The sequence below is a fragment of the Flavobacterium ginsengiterrae genome, assembly GCF_039539785.1.
Lineage (GTDB): Bacteria > Bacteroidota > Bacteroidia > Flavobacteriales > Flavobacteriaceae > Flavobacterium > Flavobacterium ginsengiterrae.
On the sequence record NZ_BAABDU010000007.1, the window covers coordinates 47548 to 63363 of the forward strand.

Annotated in this window: 14 protein-coding genes; 5 read left to right on the forward strand and 9 right to left on the reverse strand. The window is 33.9% G+C overall.

Going from position 1 to position 15816, the window contains the following annotated elements; genetic code table 11:
• Nucleotides 1-3: 3 nt before the first annotated feature.
• The 8 genes from ABD859_RS19500 to ABD859_RS19535 form a co-directional block, all read right to left on the reverse strand.
• A complete protein-coding gene (locus tag ABD859_RS19500; RefSeq protein ID WP_345146324.1) occupies nucleotides 4-2031 on the reverse strand; it encodes a M3 family metallopeptidase in 2028 nt (675 codons plus the stop codon).
• Between the two features lie 120 nt (nucleotides 2032-2151).
• Nucleotides 2152-2421 carry a type II toxin-antitoxin system RelE/ParE family toxin gene (locus ABD859_RS19505; protein WP_345146326.1) on the reverse strand — a complete coding sequence of 90 codons (270 nt, stop codon included), beginning with the start codon at nucleotides 2419-2421 and terminating at the stop codon, nucleotides 2152-2154.
• The gene (locus ABD859_RS19510) at nucleotides 2422-2649 is read right to left on the reverse strand and encodes a hypothetical protein (protein ID WP_345146328.1); all 228 of its coding nucleotides are present in this window, start codon (nucleotides 2647-2649) and stop codon (nucleotides 2422-2424) included.
• 136 nt (nucleotides 2650-2785) lie between these two features.
• A complete protein-coding gene (gene purE / locus ABD859_RS19515; RefSeq protein ID WP_345146329.1) occupies nucleotides 2786-3271 on the reverse strand; it encodes a 5-(carboxyamino)imidazole ribonucleotide mutase in 486 nt (161 codons plus the stop codon).
• 85 nt (nucleotides 3272-3356) lie between these two features.
• Nucleotides 3357-4514, reverse strand: coding sequence for a 5-(carboxyamino)imidazole ribonucleotide synthase (locus ABD859_RS19520; RefSeq protein ID WP_345146330.1), 1158 nt, complete (start codon nucleotides 4512-4514; stop codon nucleotides 3357-3359).
• Nucleotides 4515-4659: 145 nt separating this feature from the next.
• A complete protein-coding gene (locus tag ABD859_RS19525) occupies nucleotides 4660-5220 on the reverse strand; it encodes a hypothetical protein (RefSeq protein ID WP_345146332.1) in 561 nt (186 codons plus the stop codon).
• A 24-nt stretch (nucleotides 5221-5244) separates the two neighbouring features.
• The gene (locus ABD859_RS19530; protein WP_345146333.1) at nucleotides 5245-7335 is read right to left on the reverse strand and encodes a TonB-dependent receptor; all 2091 of its coding nucleotides are present in this window, start codon (nucleotides 7333-7335) and stop codon (nucleotides 5245-5247) included.
• Between the two features lie 203 nt (nucleotides 7336-7538).
• Entirely contained in the window at nucleotides 7539-8813 is a 1275-nt protein-coding gene (locus tag ABD859_RS19535; RefSeq protein ID WP_345146334.1) for a PQQ-dependent sugar dehydrogenase, read from the reverse strand.
• A gap of 186 nt (nucleotides 8814-8999) precedes the next feature.
• On the opposite strand from ABD859_RS19535, the gene hpt reads away from it, so the two are divergent.
• The 4 genes from hpt (at nucleotide 9000) to obgE (ending at nucleotide 12657) form a co-directional block, all read left to right on the forward strand.
• On the forward strand, nucleotides 9000-9530 hold the full coding sequence (gene hpt, locus ABD859_RS19540; protein WP_345146335.1) for a hypoxanthine phosphoribosyltransferase: 531 nt from the start codon (nucleotides 9000-9002) through the stop codon (nucleotides 9528-9530).
• A 74-nt stretch (nucleotides 9531-9604) separates the two neighbouring features.
• Nucleotides 9605-10177 carry an adenylate kinase gene (locus ABD859_RS19545; protein ID WP_345146336.1) on the forward strand — a complete coding sequence of 191 codons (573 nt, stop codon included), beginning with the start codon at nucleotides 9605-9607 and terminating at the stop codon, nucleotides 10175-10177.
• A gap of 68 nt (nucleotides 10178-10245) precedes the next feature.
• Nucleotides 10246-11520, forward strand: coding sequence for a hemolysin family protein (locus tag ABD859_RS19550; protein ID WP_345146337.1), 1275 nt, complete (start codon nucleotides 10246-10248; stop codon nucleotides 11518-11520).
• Between the two features lie 135 nt (nucleotides 11521-11655).
• A complete protein-coding gene (gene obgE / locus ABD859_RS19555) occupies nucleotides 11656-12657 on the forward strand; it encodes a GTPase ObgE (RefSeq protein WP_345146338.1) in 1002 nt (333 codons plus the stop codon).
• A gap of 115 nt (nucleotides 12658-12772) precedes the next feature.
• Here obgE and ABD859_RS19560 read toward each other — a convergent pair whose 3' ends face one another.
• Complete coding sequence (locus ABD859_RS19560; RefSeq protein ID WP_345146339.1) at nucleotides 12773-13303, reverse strand: outer membrane beta-barrel protein; 531 nt, start codon at nucleotides 13301-13303, stop codon at nucleotides 12773-12775.
• A 313-nt stretch (nucleotides 13304-13616) separates the two neighbouring features.
• On the opposite strand from ABD859_RS19560, the gene ABD859_RS19565 reads away from it, so the two are divergent.
• Nucleotides 13617-15761: a S46 family peptidase gene (locus ABD859_RS19565; protein WP_345146340.1), complete on the forward strand. Its 2145-nt coding sequence runs from the start codon at nucleotides 13617-13619 to the stop codon at nucleotides 15759-15761.
• Nucleotides 15762-15816: the final 55 nt, after the last annotated feature.

Below are 15816 nucleotides of genomic sequence, written 5' to 3' on the forward strand. Positions count from 1 at the left end.
ATTTTATAATAATCCTGCTCTTTTTAATAAAGCTTCCGGTTTTGGTTCCTGACCTCTAAAACGTTTGTACAAAGTCATTGGATGTTCTGTTCCTCCTTTAGAAAGTACATTGTCTTTAAATTTCTTCGCCACTTCTGCATTGAAGATTCCGTTTTCATGGAAATATTCAAAAGCATCTGCGTCAAGAACTTCTGCCCATTTGTAACTGTAATATCCAGAAGAATATCCGCCTTGGAAAATATGAGAGAATGCTGTACTCATCGCATTTTCTTTTACATCAGGATACAATTGCGTGTTCGCGAATTGTTCAGTTTCAAAAGCTTTTAAATCTGTAATGCTTGTTGGGTCTTGTCCGTGCCAAGCCATATCTAATAATCCAAAACTTAACTGTCGCAATGTTGCCAAACCTTCTTGGAAACTTGCACTTTCTTTAATTTTTTGCACATATTCAATCGGAATAATTTCTCCCGTTTCATAATGATTTGCAAACAAAGCCAAAGCTTCTGGCTCGTAACACCAGTTTTCCATAATCTGACTTGGTAATTCTACAAAATCCCAGTAAACCGAAGTTCCGGATAAACTTGGATAAACCGTGTCAGCCAACATTCCGTGTAAACCGTGTCCAAACTCGTGAAATAAAGTCGTTACTTCATTAAAAGTTAATAACGAAGGTTTTGTTTCCGTTGGTTTTGTAAAGTTGCAAACGTTCGAAATATGTGGTCTTTCGTTTATCCCGTCTTTTACATATTGTGATTTGAATGAAGTCATCCAGGCACCGTTTCTTTTTCCTTTTCTTGGGAAGAAATCTGCGTAGAAAATCGAAACTAATTTATCATCAGCATCGCGTACTTCGTAAGTTGTAACTTCTTCGTGGTATTTGTCAATATCAAAAACTTCGGTAAAAGTTAAACCGTATAGTTTTTTAGCAACTGTGAAAGCACCGTCTAAAACTTTTTCTAATTGAAAATAAGGTTTTAGTTTTTCGTCATCTAAATTAAAAAGCTGTTGTTTTAATTTTTCAGAATAATACGCGCCGTCCCATTTTTCTAATTGTTCGATTCCGTCCAGCTCTTTCGCGAAAGCAGTTAATTCAGCAAATTCTTTTTGAGCGGCAGGTTTTGCTTTTGCTAATAAATCATTCAAAAAAGAAAAAACTTTCTCCGGACTTTCGGCCATTCTTTCTTCCAAAACAAAATGTGCGTGGGTTTTATAACCTAAAAGATTGGCTCTTTCGTGACGAAGTTTTGCAATCTTTAAGACATTTTCCTGATTGTCAAATTCGTTTCCTTGAAAAGCTTTTGCACCAAAAGCAATCGCCATTTTTTTACGCAGTTCGCGATTATCAGCATACGTCAAAAACGGAACGTAACTTGGATGATCTAAAGTGAAAATCCAGCCTTCTTTTTCCTGATTTTTAGCTAATAATCTTGCTGCTTCGATGGTTCCTTCCGGCAAACCAGAAAGATCTTTTTCGTCAGTTAAATGCAATTCGAAATTGTTGGTTTCTGCCAAAACATTTTCGCCAAACTGCAAACTCAGTTTTGATAATTCTTTGTCAATTTCTCGTAACTGATTTTTTTTGTCTTCCGGAAGATTGGCTCCGTTTCTAGAGAAACTTTTGTATTTTTTATCTAATAAAGTAGTTTGTTCAGGGTTGAGGTTCAAACTTTCTTTTTGGTCATAAACTGCTTTTACACGCGCAAATAAATCGGCATTTAAACGAATATCATTTCCGAATTCTGAAAGCCAAGGCGAAACTTCCTGCGCAATTTTCTGCATTTCGTCATTCGTTTCAGCTGAATTTAAATTGAAGAAAACACTGGAAAGACGATCTAAAATATCGCCAGAAAAATCCACCGCTACAATGGTGTTTTCAAAAGTCGGTGCGTCTGGATTATTTACAATGGCATCAATTTCAGCTTTAGCCAATTTGATTCCTTCCTGAAAAGCCGGAACGTAATCTTCTATTTTGATCTGCGAAAAAGGCGCTGTGTTATGTTTGGTGTTGAAATATTGTGTTAATACGCTCATGATTTATGTTTTAGTATTCAGTGTTCAGTTTTTTAGTATTCAGTTTTATTGCGACCAAGGCTGATCACTAAAAACTGACAACTGACCAATATTTTATTTGTTTTTATAATTTGAAATTTTCTAAATCCTGAAAATTATTCCAAAACCGAAGTAATTCAATTTATTGTTTTCGATTCTGTAGTAAAGTGAAATATGTTTAGTAATGACAACTTTGTAGACATTCTTGTAGTTTGTTTTTACAAATAGTACGCTGTCATTTTTTAAAAAATCGATCGTGGTATTTACTTTTTCAATGAAATTTAGAACAATTTTTTCAGACCATTCGGCTTCAAGGTAATCAATATTGTTCCAAAAGTCTTTTTTAGCTTGTGGAGACCAGATCACATTCATCTATTTAAAGTATTTTGAATAACGATTTTTGGTTTCTTCCATAACCTTATCATGAGAGATTCCTTCATTATTATCTAAAGAATAAATGGCTTCGTCTATTTTTTGTTTTTGAAGTTTCGAAAGACCTTCTTTAGACGAAATTAAATCGGCTATTTCCTGAATAAGATCAGGATTATCGATGTCTAAAACAATCTTAGCCAATTCTATTTTAGAAGTTTGAATATTCATTTTTTTACTTTTTCTCAAAGTTAAGTTTTTCTTTCAAAAAAGAATAATAAAGATAAGTTAAGTATTCAGTGGTTGTTTTTTAGTGTTCAGTCTGAATTAAAACTAAATACTAAAAAACTGACCACTGATCACTAATTTATTTTTTAAGACCTTCAGCCGCTTTATTAACCGCAGCTTTCAATTCTTCTTTATAAGCAATTATAGAATCTAAAACAGTTTTATCAGAACTTCCAATAATTTGTGCCGCTAAAATTCCAGCATTTTTTGCTCCGTTTAAAGCTACAGTTGCAACTGGAACCCCGCCCGGCATTTGAAGAATTGATAAAACAGAATCCCAGCCATCAATAGAATTGCTTGATTTTACAGGAACTCCAATTACAGGAAGCGGAGACATAGATGCTACCATTCCTGGTAAATGCGCAGCACCGCCCGCTCCGGCAACGATAACCGAAATTCCGCGATTGTGTGCATTTTTACTGAAATCGAATAATTTTTCCGGAGTTCTGTGTGCCGAAACAATATCTACTTCAACTTCAACATTAAATTGTTTTAATATGTCGATTGCATCCTGCATAACTGGCATGTCTGAGATGCTTCCCATTATAATAGCTACTTTGCTCATTTTTTTTATTTTTGTTGTGTTGGTTTCATGTTTAAAGTTTCAAGTTTTGGAAACTGTAAACTGTGACTAAAAACTGATCACTAAATTACTGATGACTGATGACTTTAATTGTATTTTTAACCTGTTCAGCAATTTTTCTCGCTTCAACCATATTTTCGTTTACGATAGTTACGTGACCCATTTTTCTAAAAGGACGCGTTTGTTTTTTACCGTAAATATGAGGTGTAACGCCGTTCCATCCTAAAATGGTTTCGATGTTTTCATAAACAACGTTTCCTGAATAACCTTCGGCGCCTACTAAATTTACCATAACTCCGGCAACTTTACTATCTGTATTTCCTAACGGAAGACTTAAAATAGCGCGTAAATGATTTTCGAATTGTGAAGTATAACTGGCTTCGATAGAATAATGACCAGAATTGTGCGGACGCGGTGCAACTTCGTTTACCAAAATCTCATCGTCCTGAGTTTGGAACATTTCAACAGCCAAAAGACCTACGTGATTAAATTTTTCTGAAACATTCAATGCAATTGCTCTTGCTTTTTCGGCAACTTTTTCATCGATTCTTGCCGGGCAGATTACATATTCTACTTGGTTAGCTTCTGGGTGAAATTCCATTTCTACAACCGGATAGGTTTTGATTTCGCCTAACGGACTTCTGCAGACAATTACCGCAAGTTCGTTTTTAAACGGAACCATAGTTTCGGCAATGCATTCTACATTTGGAAGATTATCTAAATCTGAAATCTGACGGATTACTTTTACTCCGTTTCCGTCATAACCAAATTCAGTGCATTTCCACACAAACGGAATTGTGATTTCGTTATTTCCAACTGATTTTTGCAAATGTTCCGGACTTTCAAATCTTAAATATGAAGCCGTTGGAATATTACTTTGAGTATAAAAATCTTTTTGAGTTCCTTTATTTTGAATTCCTTTTAAAGTTTTTGGAGACGGATATACTTTTACGCCTTCGTTTTCTAATTGCGTTAAAGCTTCAAGGTTTACCAATTCGATTTCAAAAGTCAAAACATCGACTTGTTTTCCAAAGTTGTAAACCGTTTCATAATCCATTAAATCGCCTTGGAAAAACTTGTTGCAGGCAATTTTACTCGGCGCTTCGTCACTTGGATCAAGAACGTAAGTTTGTATATCAAATTTTCTGGTGTCAAACAAAAGCATTTTGCCTAATTGTCCGCCGCCTAATATTCCTAATTTAAAATCAGAAGAAAAATAATTCATTTTGCGTTGTGTTTTTGCAAAGATACTTTTTAATCTTTTTTCAGCCAAAATTTAGTTTTTTGCCACAGATTAAAAGGATCAAAATGATTGTATGTTTTTCTTTTTTGCCTCTCTAATTCTTTTAATCTGTGGCAGACCAAAAAAATTATTTCTCGATTTTTTTTAAAACTTCGCGGGCAACAGCTTTGTATGCCGCTGAGTGATCTCCGTAATCTTTGTTTAAAATAACCTGTAGTTCCGGATGAATCCAGTCAAAGTGATTTCCTAAAACATATAAAGTTCGTATCGAATAGGCTTTTGTAGCCACTTTTACATCATTAATCAGCCAGTCAAAACTTGCTTCTATGCAATCCTGCAGGTTTTCTTCGGATAGAGAAATGCTGTTTTGATCTTTTTTATAATGAGATTTTACTAAAAGCTGCACTACTTTTGCAATGGGCCGAATGGAACTTTCATCTTTTAAAACTTTTAGATTTGAAAAGAAAAAATCAAGGTGAGGCTGAAGCCAAAGTAATTCTTCATACGATACAAATTCTAAAATCCAGCAGGCTTTGTGATTGTTTTTATCTTCTGGTGAAAAACATATTGAAATCAATTCTTCAAATAAATACGGATTTTCAAGAACATCCTGAGCACACTTTAAACGGTTTTCCCGATAAGCACTTACATAATCCAGTTTTTCCTGCAGTTCAGAAATTGTTGTCATTGAATTTGATTTGGTTTCGAGCATCTAAAATAGATAATTTAATGAAACAGTTCCATAATAATTTACAGGAAGTCCGGGATAATAATATCTTGGCGATGAGTTTCCTGCCGGCACTGCATTTGGCAGAATCAGCGAAGCATATTTTTCGTTTGTGATATTATTTACTCCAAAAGAAAAATGGCTGGTTAAATCACGCAGAATCTCAAATTTGTAACCTGTTTTTAAATTGATAATATTGTAAGCATCTGAATAAGCGGTATTGGCATCATTCATTTGAATTTCGCCTGTAAATTGATAATCGGCACTTAGGTAAATGCCTAAATCTGTGTTTAATGTTATTCCAGCATTAATTTTCTGCGGAGGAACTCCTGTTAGTTTATTTCCTGAGAAATCATTGCCGCTGTCAATAAATTCATTGAATTTGTAATTTCCTATAGATCCCGCCAAATAAGAGTTCAACGCCAAAAAGCGATTAATGGGCCAATTGTGATTTAGAGTAATTTCGATTCCTTCGTGAATTGTTTTTCCGGCGTTTACACCCACATATTGATCATCGCCGACTCTTTTGGCAACCAGTAAATCTTTAATTTCCATTCGGTATAAGGAAATCTCGGTATAGAGTGTTTTGTTGAAAAAATAGAATTTTCCGCCAGCTTCAAAATTATATCCATTTTCTGGTTTTATATCAGGATTAATCGTGCCTTGGCTTGTTAATGTTTCTTCGGTAGCCGGAAGTGAAAATCCCCGGCTGACAGAAAAATAAAGTGTTTTTAAAGAACCCGGTTTGTAAAGAAATGAAATTTGAGGCGAAAAAATACCATCATAACTATATTTCTCATCGATGTTTTCTGTGTAATTGTGAAGGCTGAATTGGGTTTTGTTATAATTTAAACCTGCCTGAATTTCAAAGTGTTCAGAAAGCAAGGTTCGCAATTGAGAAAAAATATTGTAAAAATGCCTTTTTTGGTCAGTTTCTGTAAGCTGATTTCCCTGCAGACTTCCCAAACCATTGTTTTGCTGATACAAGTTTTGAAATGTATTTCCGTTATAAGTATCTGTAAAATATTCAGCCCCCGCAATAAACTGATTTTTGATTTTTCCAATTAAAAAATCTCCCAAAAATTGAGTTCTGGCACCTGTTGCAAAAGTATATTGACGAAGAATATCAAACGGGCGCGGTTCGTTGCTGTCTTTGTAATTGATAAAAACTGAAGTTGAGTTTTTTAGATTTTCATTAATCCTGAAATCATATGCTAATCCGCCCAAAACTGATTTGTATTCTTTATATCCTTTTGAAGCAGCCCATGTTGGTGCCGCAGCTTTTGGGTTTGTATTAAAAACTTCTTTACTGATAGAACTCGGAATAAAAGCGTTTAAATACGTATAGTTTGAAAAATAAGTCAGTTTGCTGTTTTCTTTTCTAGATAATTCTCCTGCAAGCGTAATTCCTTCGCGCTTATAAGCACTGTTTTCACGCCAGCCATCGGCTTTTAAATTGTGATAGCTGATATTTAAACTTCCCTGCTTTTTATCTAAACTAAAATTAACGCTGTTTTTTAATAAACCATATGAACCAAACACAGAACTTATACCAGCACTTTGATTTCCATTTTTAGAAAGCTGTGGTGAAATTAAAATAGCACCGCCCAGACCTGCTCCATAAATGCTTGAAAGCGGACCTTTAATAATTTCAATCTGGTTGAGGTTTTCAAGATCGATATCATCAATTACAGTTTCGCTGTTTCCGGAAGTGAGCGGGATACTGCCGTAAAATGCCCTGATTTTATTGGTTCCGTAAGGCGTTCTGGCACCAATACCGCGAATTGAAATTCGGGTTGTGGTAAAGTTTGAAGACTGCATAAATACACCCGTAATAGTATTTATGACTGTTGTAATATCGGTTGTACTGTTTTGGAGTAAATCTTTTTTTGAAAGAATTCCTATTGAGGCTGGCGTGTTTAATAAATTAGTATCAATATGAAGCGGACTTATAACAACTTCTTTTAGTTTTTCTGTTTTAAGGGAATCAATGGTTTTGCCTTCTTTTTTTTGTGCCGATATAGTTTGGAAAATTAAATAGAGAAAAAACGAAAAACAATATTTTCTTAAGATCATAAAATGCGATTAAGGCGTCATAATTTTAACACATAGAAATATAGTATTGATTGAGGCAAAAAAGGCGTTTCAATTATAAAAGCCACACCGGAAAAACCAGTGTGTGAAAAACGAGTTTTCTATTATCAAACTTCTTTTTAAGCAAAAATCTATATTTCTATGTGTTTAAATTTCTTTTTAGCTTGGATTTGAAAAGTTGGCGTTTATTTATTGGCTGTTACTTTCCAAATAGTATTACTGCTGTCATCGTTTACTAAAAGAGATCCGTCATTCATAACTGTTACGGCAACCGGACGTCCGTAAACTTCAGCCTTATTTTGATCAGAAATAAAACCCGTTAAAAAATCTTCTGGTTTACCTGAAGGTTTTCCATCTTTAAACGGAACAAAAAGGACTTTATAGCCCGAAATTTTAGAGCGGTTCCAAGATCCATGCTGACCAACAAAAGCTCCGTTTTTATATTTTGCAGGGAAAGCATCTTTTGTGTAAAAAGCCAATCCTAAAGATGCAGTATGTGAGCCAACCGGAACATCCGGAACAATGGCTTTTTCAACTAAATCTTTTCTTTCGCCTTTCATTCTTGGATCAGGAATACTTCCAAAATAAGAATACGGCCATCCGTAAAAACCATCTTTTTTTACACTTGTAATATAATCTGGAACTAAGTCGTCGCCCAGTTCGTCGCGTTCGTTTACAGCTGTCCAAAGTTCTTTTGTTATAGGATTCCAGTCCATTCCAACAGGATTTCGTAATCCCGAAGCATAAATTTTTTCACCCGTTCCGTCAGGATTTATTTCCAGAATTCCGGCACGGCGTATTTCTTTGTCAACACCATGTTCGGCATTGTTACTTCCTGAGCCTACAGAAACATAAATTTTGCTTCCGTCGGCACTAGGCAATAAATTTCTTGTCCAGTGATTGTTGTAACCTCCGGCAGGAAGTTCAAGAATTTTTTCGCCTTTTGTTTCCAGTTTCAACGGATTGTTTTTATACGGATAACGGTATAATCCATCGGTATTGGCAATGTAGAAAAAGTCTTTTAAAACCAGCATTCCAAAAGGTTTATTTAGACCCGAAATAAAAACTTCGCGGGTTTCAAATTTTCCGTCTTTGTCTTTATCTCTTAAAACTGTAATTTGATTTTTACTATTTCTGGTGCCGCTTTCAACAACAAAAATATCCTGATTTGGCGCAATATAAGTCCAACGCGGATTTTCAAATCCGTCAGCAAATTTAGTTACGGTAAAACCTTCGGGTGCTTTGGGTGTTTTGTCTTTTGGCCAGCCAATAACTTTACTATTGTTTGTTTTCGATTCAGTTGCATAGGGTGCAGGAAGTGTAATATCTCCAATAGCAGTTTTTACAACATTGCCCGGCTGTTTAGCAAGGGCTTCTTTTTCTTCTTTTTTTACTTGTCCATTACAAGCAGTCATTAATGCAAATAAGGGTATTGAAAACAGGACTAAGGATTTTTTCATTGGTTTTTTGGAGTTAAATAATTATATAACAACAATTTACTTAAAAAATGATTACTGATAAGAAAATATTTGTAAACATTAACTGATATTTAACATTCTTAAAAAATATGCCGCAGGAGCTTATTTTGATATAAACTGTTAAGTTCTAATTCTGTATCTTTGTCCATTATTTTAAAAAGAAAAATAATGATACAACTTCACGATAAACAATTTGTTCCGTTTATTTCGGCTAAAGAAATTGATTTCGCTTTAACTAAAATCGCAGCTCAGGTAGAAGACGATTTTGGAGATGATACGCCAATTTTTATTGGAGTCTTGAATGGAGCTTTTATGGTAGTGTCGGATTTTTTAAAAAAATACAAAAAACCGTGCGAAGTTTCATTTATCAAAATGGCATCGTATGAAGGAACAGAAAGTACTAATTCCGTTAAAGAATTAATAGGAATCAATCAGGATCTTTCGGGAAGAACTGTTGTTATTATCGAAGATATTATTGATACCGGAAATACAATCGAGGAACTGAAACATTTGTTTAAAGCACAAAATGTAAAGCATTTTAAAATTGCAACATTATTCTTTAAACCAGAAGCCTATAAAAAAGATATTAAGATTGATTATGTTGGAATTCGTATTCCAAATAAATTTATCGTTGGTTATGGTTTAGACTACGATGGTTTAGGCAGAAATTTAACCGAAGTTTACAAGTTAGCAGAATAAAAAAACAAAACACAACTATATATTCATTTAAAACTTCTTAAAAAAAATAAGAGGTCACAACACGTACATTCATTATGATTAACATCGTTTTATTTGGAAAGCCTGGTGCAGGAAAAGGAACTCAGGCAGAATTTTTAAAAGAAAAATACAATTTAACACACCTTTCAACAGGAGATATTTTTCGTTTCAATTTAAAAAATGATACTGAACTAGGAAAAAAAGCAAGAGTTTTTATGGATAATGGAGAATTGGTTCCATGCGAAGTAACAACTGCAATGTTAATTGATGAGGTAAAAAAACATCCTGATACGGCTGGATTTTTATTCGACGGTTACCCAAGAACTTTAAATCAGGCAGAGGCTTTAGATAAATTTCTTCCAACAATTGGTTCAAGCGTAACGGCAACAATTGCTTTAGAAGCAGATGATGAAATTTTGGTTAAGCGTTTACTTGAAAGAGGAAAAACAAGTGGAAGAGCTGATGATCAGGATGAAGATAAAATTCGTGTAAGATATCAGGAGTACAACGAAAAAACAGCTCCATTAATTGGATATTATAAAGAACAAAATAAATTTTACGCTGTAGACGGTATCGGAACTATCGATCAAATTACAGAGCGTTTAACATCAGTTATAGATAATTTATAAGCGTTTAAAGAATCCTCATATCTCAATTTATAATTGAAAAACCAAATAAATAACGAATCTACTAAACATTGGAAATACTAATAATATTTTTTCTAATACTATTAAACGGAGTTTTTTCTATGTCTGAAATTGCCCTTATTTCGGCTAGAAAAAATCGACTGGAAACAGTAGCAAAAAAAGGAAATAAAAGTGCTAAAACTGCGCTGGATCTGGCTAATTCTCCAAACAAATTTTTATCAACGGTACAAATTGGGATAACCTTAATTGGAATTTTAACGGGTATTTATTCCGGCGATAAAATAACTGCCGATGTTGAAATATTCGTTGCCGGTTTCGCTGCTTTAAAACCTTATGCACATTCAATTGCTGTGGGGATTGTTGTTGTTGTTTTAACGTTTTTCTCTTTAGTTTTAGGAGAATTACTGCCAAAACGAATTGGATTAAATTATCCTGAATCGATTGCTAAAATGGTTGCAATGCCAATGAAAGTAATTTCGATTATTACAGCACCTTTTATTTGGCTGTTGACTTCTTCAACAGACTTTTTACTGAATGTCCTGCAGATAAAACCAACTGCTGACGGAAAAGTTACAGAAGAAGAAATTAAAGCCATTATTAAAGAAGGAACAGAAGTAGGTGAGGTTCAGGAAATTGAACAGGATATTGTGGAACGTGTTTTTCATATTGGAGACCGAAAAGTAAGTTCGCTTATGACACACCGCAAATCTGTAGATATGCTGCCACTCAATGCTGATCAAACTAAAATTAAAGAATTAGTGGTTCAGGATCTGCATGGCGTTTATCCGGTTTACAATGATAATTATGATGATATTGCCGGTGTTGTAACCTTAAAAAATATTTTTGCCAATATAGAAAATGATAATTTCGATTTGGCATCGATAATGTCTGAAGCTCCGTATTTAATGGAACAGACAACAGCTTATAAAGCTTTGGAAAACTTCAAAAAAACAGGAGTTCATTACGCTTTAGTTTCAGATGAATATGGTGTTTTTCAGGGAATGATTACGCTGAATGATATCCTGGAGGCTTTAGTGGGTGATGCTGCCGAATTCTATAAAGATGAATTTCAGCTTATAGAAAGAGAAGATGGCTCATGGCTGGTTGATGGACATTATTCGTTACACGATTTCTTAACATATTTTGAGTTAGACGAATTAACAAACGATTACGAAGTAAACACTGTAAGTGGTATGATCATGACAGAGCTTTCACATATTCCAAAAGAAGGTGAAAAACTAATCTGGCAGAAATTCGTTCTGGAAGTAGTCGACATGGATGGTGTTAAGATTGATAAAGTTCTTGTAAAGGCACTTAAGGAGTAATAATAAATAGTTTTCGGCCTCAGTTGCAATTGTACTGAAAACTGAGACTGAGACTGAAAAATAATAAATATAGAATTTAGAAATAGAATCTGGAATAATCTAAGATCTAAAATCTAAAATCTGAAATTCAGAAAAATGACAGAAGGAAATTTTGTAGATTACGTTAAGATATATGTTTCTTCCGGAAAAGGAGGAAAAGGATCAACGCATTTACATAGAGAGAAATTTATTGAAAAAGGTGGTCCGGACGGTGGAGACGGTGGACGAGGCGGACATGTGTATTTAGTGGGAAATAAAGGACTCTGGACATTATTTCATTTAAAATTTGCACGTCACATTAAAGCTGGTTATGGTGGTGACGGAGGTTCTGACAGAAGTACAGGCGCTGATGGTGAGGATAAATTTATTGAAGTACCGTTAGGAACTGTTGTAAAAGACAAAGAAACCGGAGAAACACTTTTTGAGGTTACGGAACACGGCGAAAAAAAGATTCTGGCAAAAGGAGGAAAAGGAGGTTTAGGAAACTGGCATTTTAGAAGTTCGACAAACCAAACGCCTCGTTATGCACAGCCGGGTTTACCTGGAGTTGAAATGGATGTTATTCTGGAACTTAAAGTTCTGGCAGATGTTGGTTTAGTTGGTTTTCCAAATGCAGGAAAATCTACTTTATTATCTGTGTTAACTTCTGCAAAACCAAAAATTGCTGATTATCCGTTTACGACTTTAAAACCAAATTTAGGAATTGTAGCGTACAGAGATTTTCAGTCTTTTGTAATTGCTGATATTCCCGGAATTATTGAAGGAGCTGCCGAAGGTAAAGGACTTGGACATTATTTCCTGCGTCATATTGAACGTAATTCGACTTTGTTGTTTTTAATTCCTGTTGATACAGCAGATATTAAAGCCGAATATGATATTTTGGTAAATGAATTAACGAAATATAATCCAGAGATGTTAGATAAAGAACGTCTTGTAGTGATTTCAAAATGCGATATGCTGGATGATGAATTAAAAGCAGAACTGAAAGCAGAATTAGATGTTTCTTTTAAAGGTGTTCCGTATATGTTTATTTCGTCTGTAGCACAGCAAGGTTTGACAGATTTAAAAGATAAACTTTGGAAAATGCTTAATAACTAAAAGCATTTTAATTATATAAATATAAAACCCGACAATATTCTTGTCGGGTTTTTTACTTTTTGCGCGAAAAAACAAAAAGTATAGGATTTTACTTTTTAACAGAAATCCTTAAAAATTATAGTGCAAAGTTTTTAGAAATTCCAATGTTTAATGTTTTTCCAAAATTGAAATCTAAATTATTTTGTCTAGGATCATTTTTGCCATCAAGATTATTGTAATTTATTCCGCCTATAGAAAAGTTTAAACCAAATCCGTTTTTCATATTAATAAACAATCCCGGATCTATACCAGCGTAAATGCCTTTAGCATTGTTTAAAGATGTATTTTGGTATCCCGCGCCTAAATCCATATAAAATGAAAATAAATTTGAAAACGGTGTTGAATAACGTACAAAACCTCCAATTTTATATTTTTCAGTTTTGTCTTCTCCGGTTGTTTTTACGTTCATAATAGAACCTTCAACCCCAGCAGTCCATTTTTCAGCAAATTGATATCCTACCTTTGGAGAAAATTCAAAATTTTCAACTTTTGATTCACCATCTTTATCTGATGAAAATCCAATATTTCCACCTAATAAAACAGAGTTTTTCTGTGCGTTTACCATCGTCGCAGTAATTAGCATAAGAGCAAGTAATAATTTTTTCATTGTAATTTTTATTTATTGGATGACAAATTTATAATAAATAAAATTGTAAGAAATATTTTAGGTTATTATTTTATAAAAGAAAGTATATTTTTACAAATAGTTTATGATTTTAATTTTTAAAATCATTTTAAAATAGGATTTTAATCGTTTTTGTAGTTTTTAGTTTAAACATTTAGCAATAAAATTTAATTAAGGTTAAATTGTAAAATTCGAAAAATCAGCAAATAATCCTTTTAATAGGTTTTGTTTTTTGCTGTAATGTTTAATTTTTCTTTAAAAATGAGTTATATTCGCAGAACTTAAACAAAATAACATGAAAAAAGTAATTTTATTCTTGACCATGTGCTTGATGGCTTTTCCTGTAAGAGCCGATGAAGGTATGTGGTTTTTGATGTTTATCGAAAGATTGAACCATAGAGATATGGAAAAAATGGGCTTGCAATTAACAGCCGAAGAAATTTACAGTATCAATCATCATAGTTTGAAAGATGCAATTGTACAATTTAACGGAGGCTGTACGGCAGAGATTGTTTCTAACAGCGGATTAGTTTTAACAAATCACCACTGTGGATACAATGCCATTGCAGAACTTTCTACTGCAGAACAAAACTATTTAAAAGATGGATTTTGGGCTAAAGAAAAAAGCGCCGAAATGAAACCAAAATCTTTATACGTTCGTTTCTTCGTACGCATGGATGACGTTTCAAAAAGAATCTTGTCAAAAGTAAACGATCAAATGACAGAAACTGAAAGAAACAAAATCATTCAGCAGGAAATTAGCCTGATTGAAAAAGAAAACAGCGAAAACGGAAAATACACAGTTTCTGTTCGTCCTTTCTTTCAAGGAAATGAATATTACTATTTTGTTTACCAAGATTACACAGATGTTCGTTTAGTAGGAACTCCGCCGGAAAGCGTTGGTAAATTTGGTGGAGATACAGACAACTGGGAGTGGCCTCGTCAAACAGGAGATTTCTCTATGTTTAGAGTATATGCTGATAAAGATGGAAATCCTGCAGCGTATTCTAAAGACAATGTGCCTTTAAAACCAAAACACTATTTACCGGTAAGTATTAAAGGTGTAAAAGAAAATGATTTTGCAATGATCTTAGGTTATCCTGGAAGAACAAACAGATGGATGCCTGCCGGAGGAATCGAGCAAAACATTAAATATGCTTATCCTGCGTGGGTTGAAGGTGCAAAAACCGGAATGGATGTAATGAAAAAGTATATGGATAAAGATGCAACTGTGCGTTTACAGTATGCTTCGAAATATGCTTCGACAGCAAACTACTGGAAAAACCGCCAAGGTATGATCGATGCTTTAACAAAAGCAGGAACTGTAGATACAAAAGCAGAACAGGAAGATAAGTTTTATGAGTGGGCAAGTAAACCTGCTAACAAAGAAAAATACGAAAACGTAATTCCAACGATCAACGACTATTACAGAGAAACAAACTTAAAAGCACGTCATGATAATTATTTAATGCAGCTTTTACGTACATCAAGTTATGCAACAGGTCCTGCTAATTTAGGAAATGCATTGATTGCATATTTCAATGAAAATGATGCTAAGAAAGCAGAAATGCTTCCTAAAATTAACGCCATGATTGAAAATATTTATGGTGAATTTTATGAGCCGTTAGAAAAAGATATTTTAATTGCGCAATTAAACTTATATGCTTCAAAAGGTTCTGAATATGGTTTAGCTACTCAAATTGCTGCAATGAAAGCCGCTAACAATGGTGATTTTACTTCTGATGTTACCAAAGGAGCTGAAATGAGTTATTTCTCATCTAAAGAGAAAATACAGGCATTTATGGCTAATCCAAAGCCATTAGCGATTGTTCACGATCCATTGTATATTATTTCTAATGATTTATTAACTAAATACCGTTCTAAAACAGACGATCAGGCAAAAGCTGATGATGGTTTTGCAACGGCTTACCGCAAATTAGTTGAAGGTTTAAGAGAATCAAAACTGAACGCAATTAAATATCCGGACGCTAACTCGACTTTGAGATTAACTTACGGAAAAGTTCGCGCTTTACCTGCTGATCCTCGTAATGATGCAGCGATTAACAACTATACTACTATGGAAAGTATGGTGAAAAAATACAAAGCAGGAGATCAGGAATTTGATTTACCAAAACGTTTGTTAGAACTAAATAAAGCAAAAGATTTTGGGCAATATGCTGATAAAGCGGGTTACATGCCGGTAAATTTCTTGACAGATAATGATATTACAGGAGGAAACTCTGGTTCACCGGTTCTTAACGGAAAAGGAGAATTAATTGGTATTGCTTTCGACGGAAACATCGAAGCAATGGCAGGAGACGTAATTTTCGATTCTAAATTACAAAGAACTATCAATGTTGATATTCGTTATGTACTTTGGATTATCGACAAATATGCAGGAGCAAAAAATATTATCGACGAATTGACGATTGCTAAATAATCTCAATTTCTTTATAAAATTAAACCCGACAGTTTTTAAGCTGTCGGGTTTTTTA

Bases quoted from the DNA above. Each gene is read 5' to 3' on its own strand.
- obgE (WP_345146338.1), top strand. From the start codon at position 11,656: ATGACAGAAGGAAATTTTGTAGATTACGTTAAGATATATGTTTCTTCC.
- ABD859_RS19510 (WP_345146328.1), bottom strand. From the start codon at position 2,649: ATGAATATTCAAACTTCTAAAATAGAATTGGCTAAGATTGTTTTAGAC.
- ABD859_RS19500 (WP_345146324.1), bottom strand. From the start codon at position 2,031: ATGAGCGTATTAACACAATATTTCAACACCAAACATAACACAGCGCCT.
- ABD859_RS19530 (WP_345146333.1), bottom strand. From the start codon at position 7,335: ATGATCTTAAGAAAATATTGTTTTTCGTTTTTTCTCTATTTAATTTTC.
- ABD859_RS19560 (WP_345146339.1), bottom strand. From the start codon at position 13,303: ATGAAAAAATTATTACTTGCTCTTATGCTAATTACTGCGACGATGGTA.
- ABD859_RS19565 (WP_345146340.1), top strand. From the start codon at position 13,617: ATGAAAAAAGTAATTTTATTCTTGACCATGTGCTTGATGGCTTTTCCT.
- ABD859_RS19525 (WP_345146332.1), bottom strand. From the start codon at position 5,220: ATGACAACAATTTCTGAACTGCAGGAAAAACTGGATTATGTAAGTGCT.
- hpt (WP_345146335.1), top strand. From the start codon at position 9,000: ATGATACAACTTCACGATAAACAATTTGTTCCGTTTATTTCGGCTAAA.
- ABD859_RS19545 (WP_345146336.1), top strand. From the start codon at position 9,605: ATGATTAACATCGTTTTATTTGGAAAGCCTGGTGCAGGAAAAGGAACT.
- ABD859_RS19505 (WP_345146326.1), bottom strand. From the start codon at position 2,421: ATGAATGTGATCTGGTCTCCACAAGCTAAAAAAGACTTTTGGAACAAT.
- ABD859_RS19535 (WP_345146334.1), bottom strand. From the start codon at position 8,813: ATGAAAAAATCCTTAGTCCTGTTTTCAATACCCTTATTTGCATTAATG.
- purE (WP_345146329.1), bottom strand. From the start codon at position 3,271: ATGAGCAAAGTAGCTATTATAATGGGAAGCATCTCAGACATGCCAGTT.
- ABD859_RS19520 (WP_345146330.1), bottom strand. From the start codon at position 4,514: ATGAATTATTTTTCTTCTGATTTTAAATTAGGAATATTAGGCGGCGGA.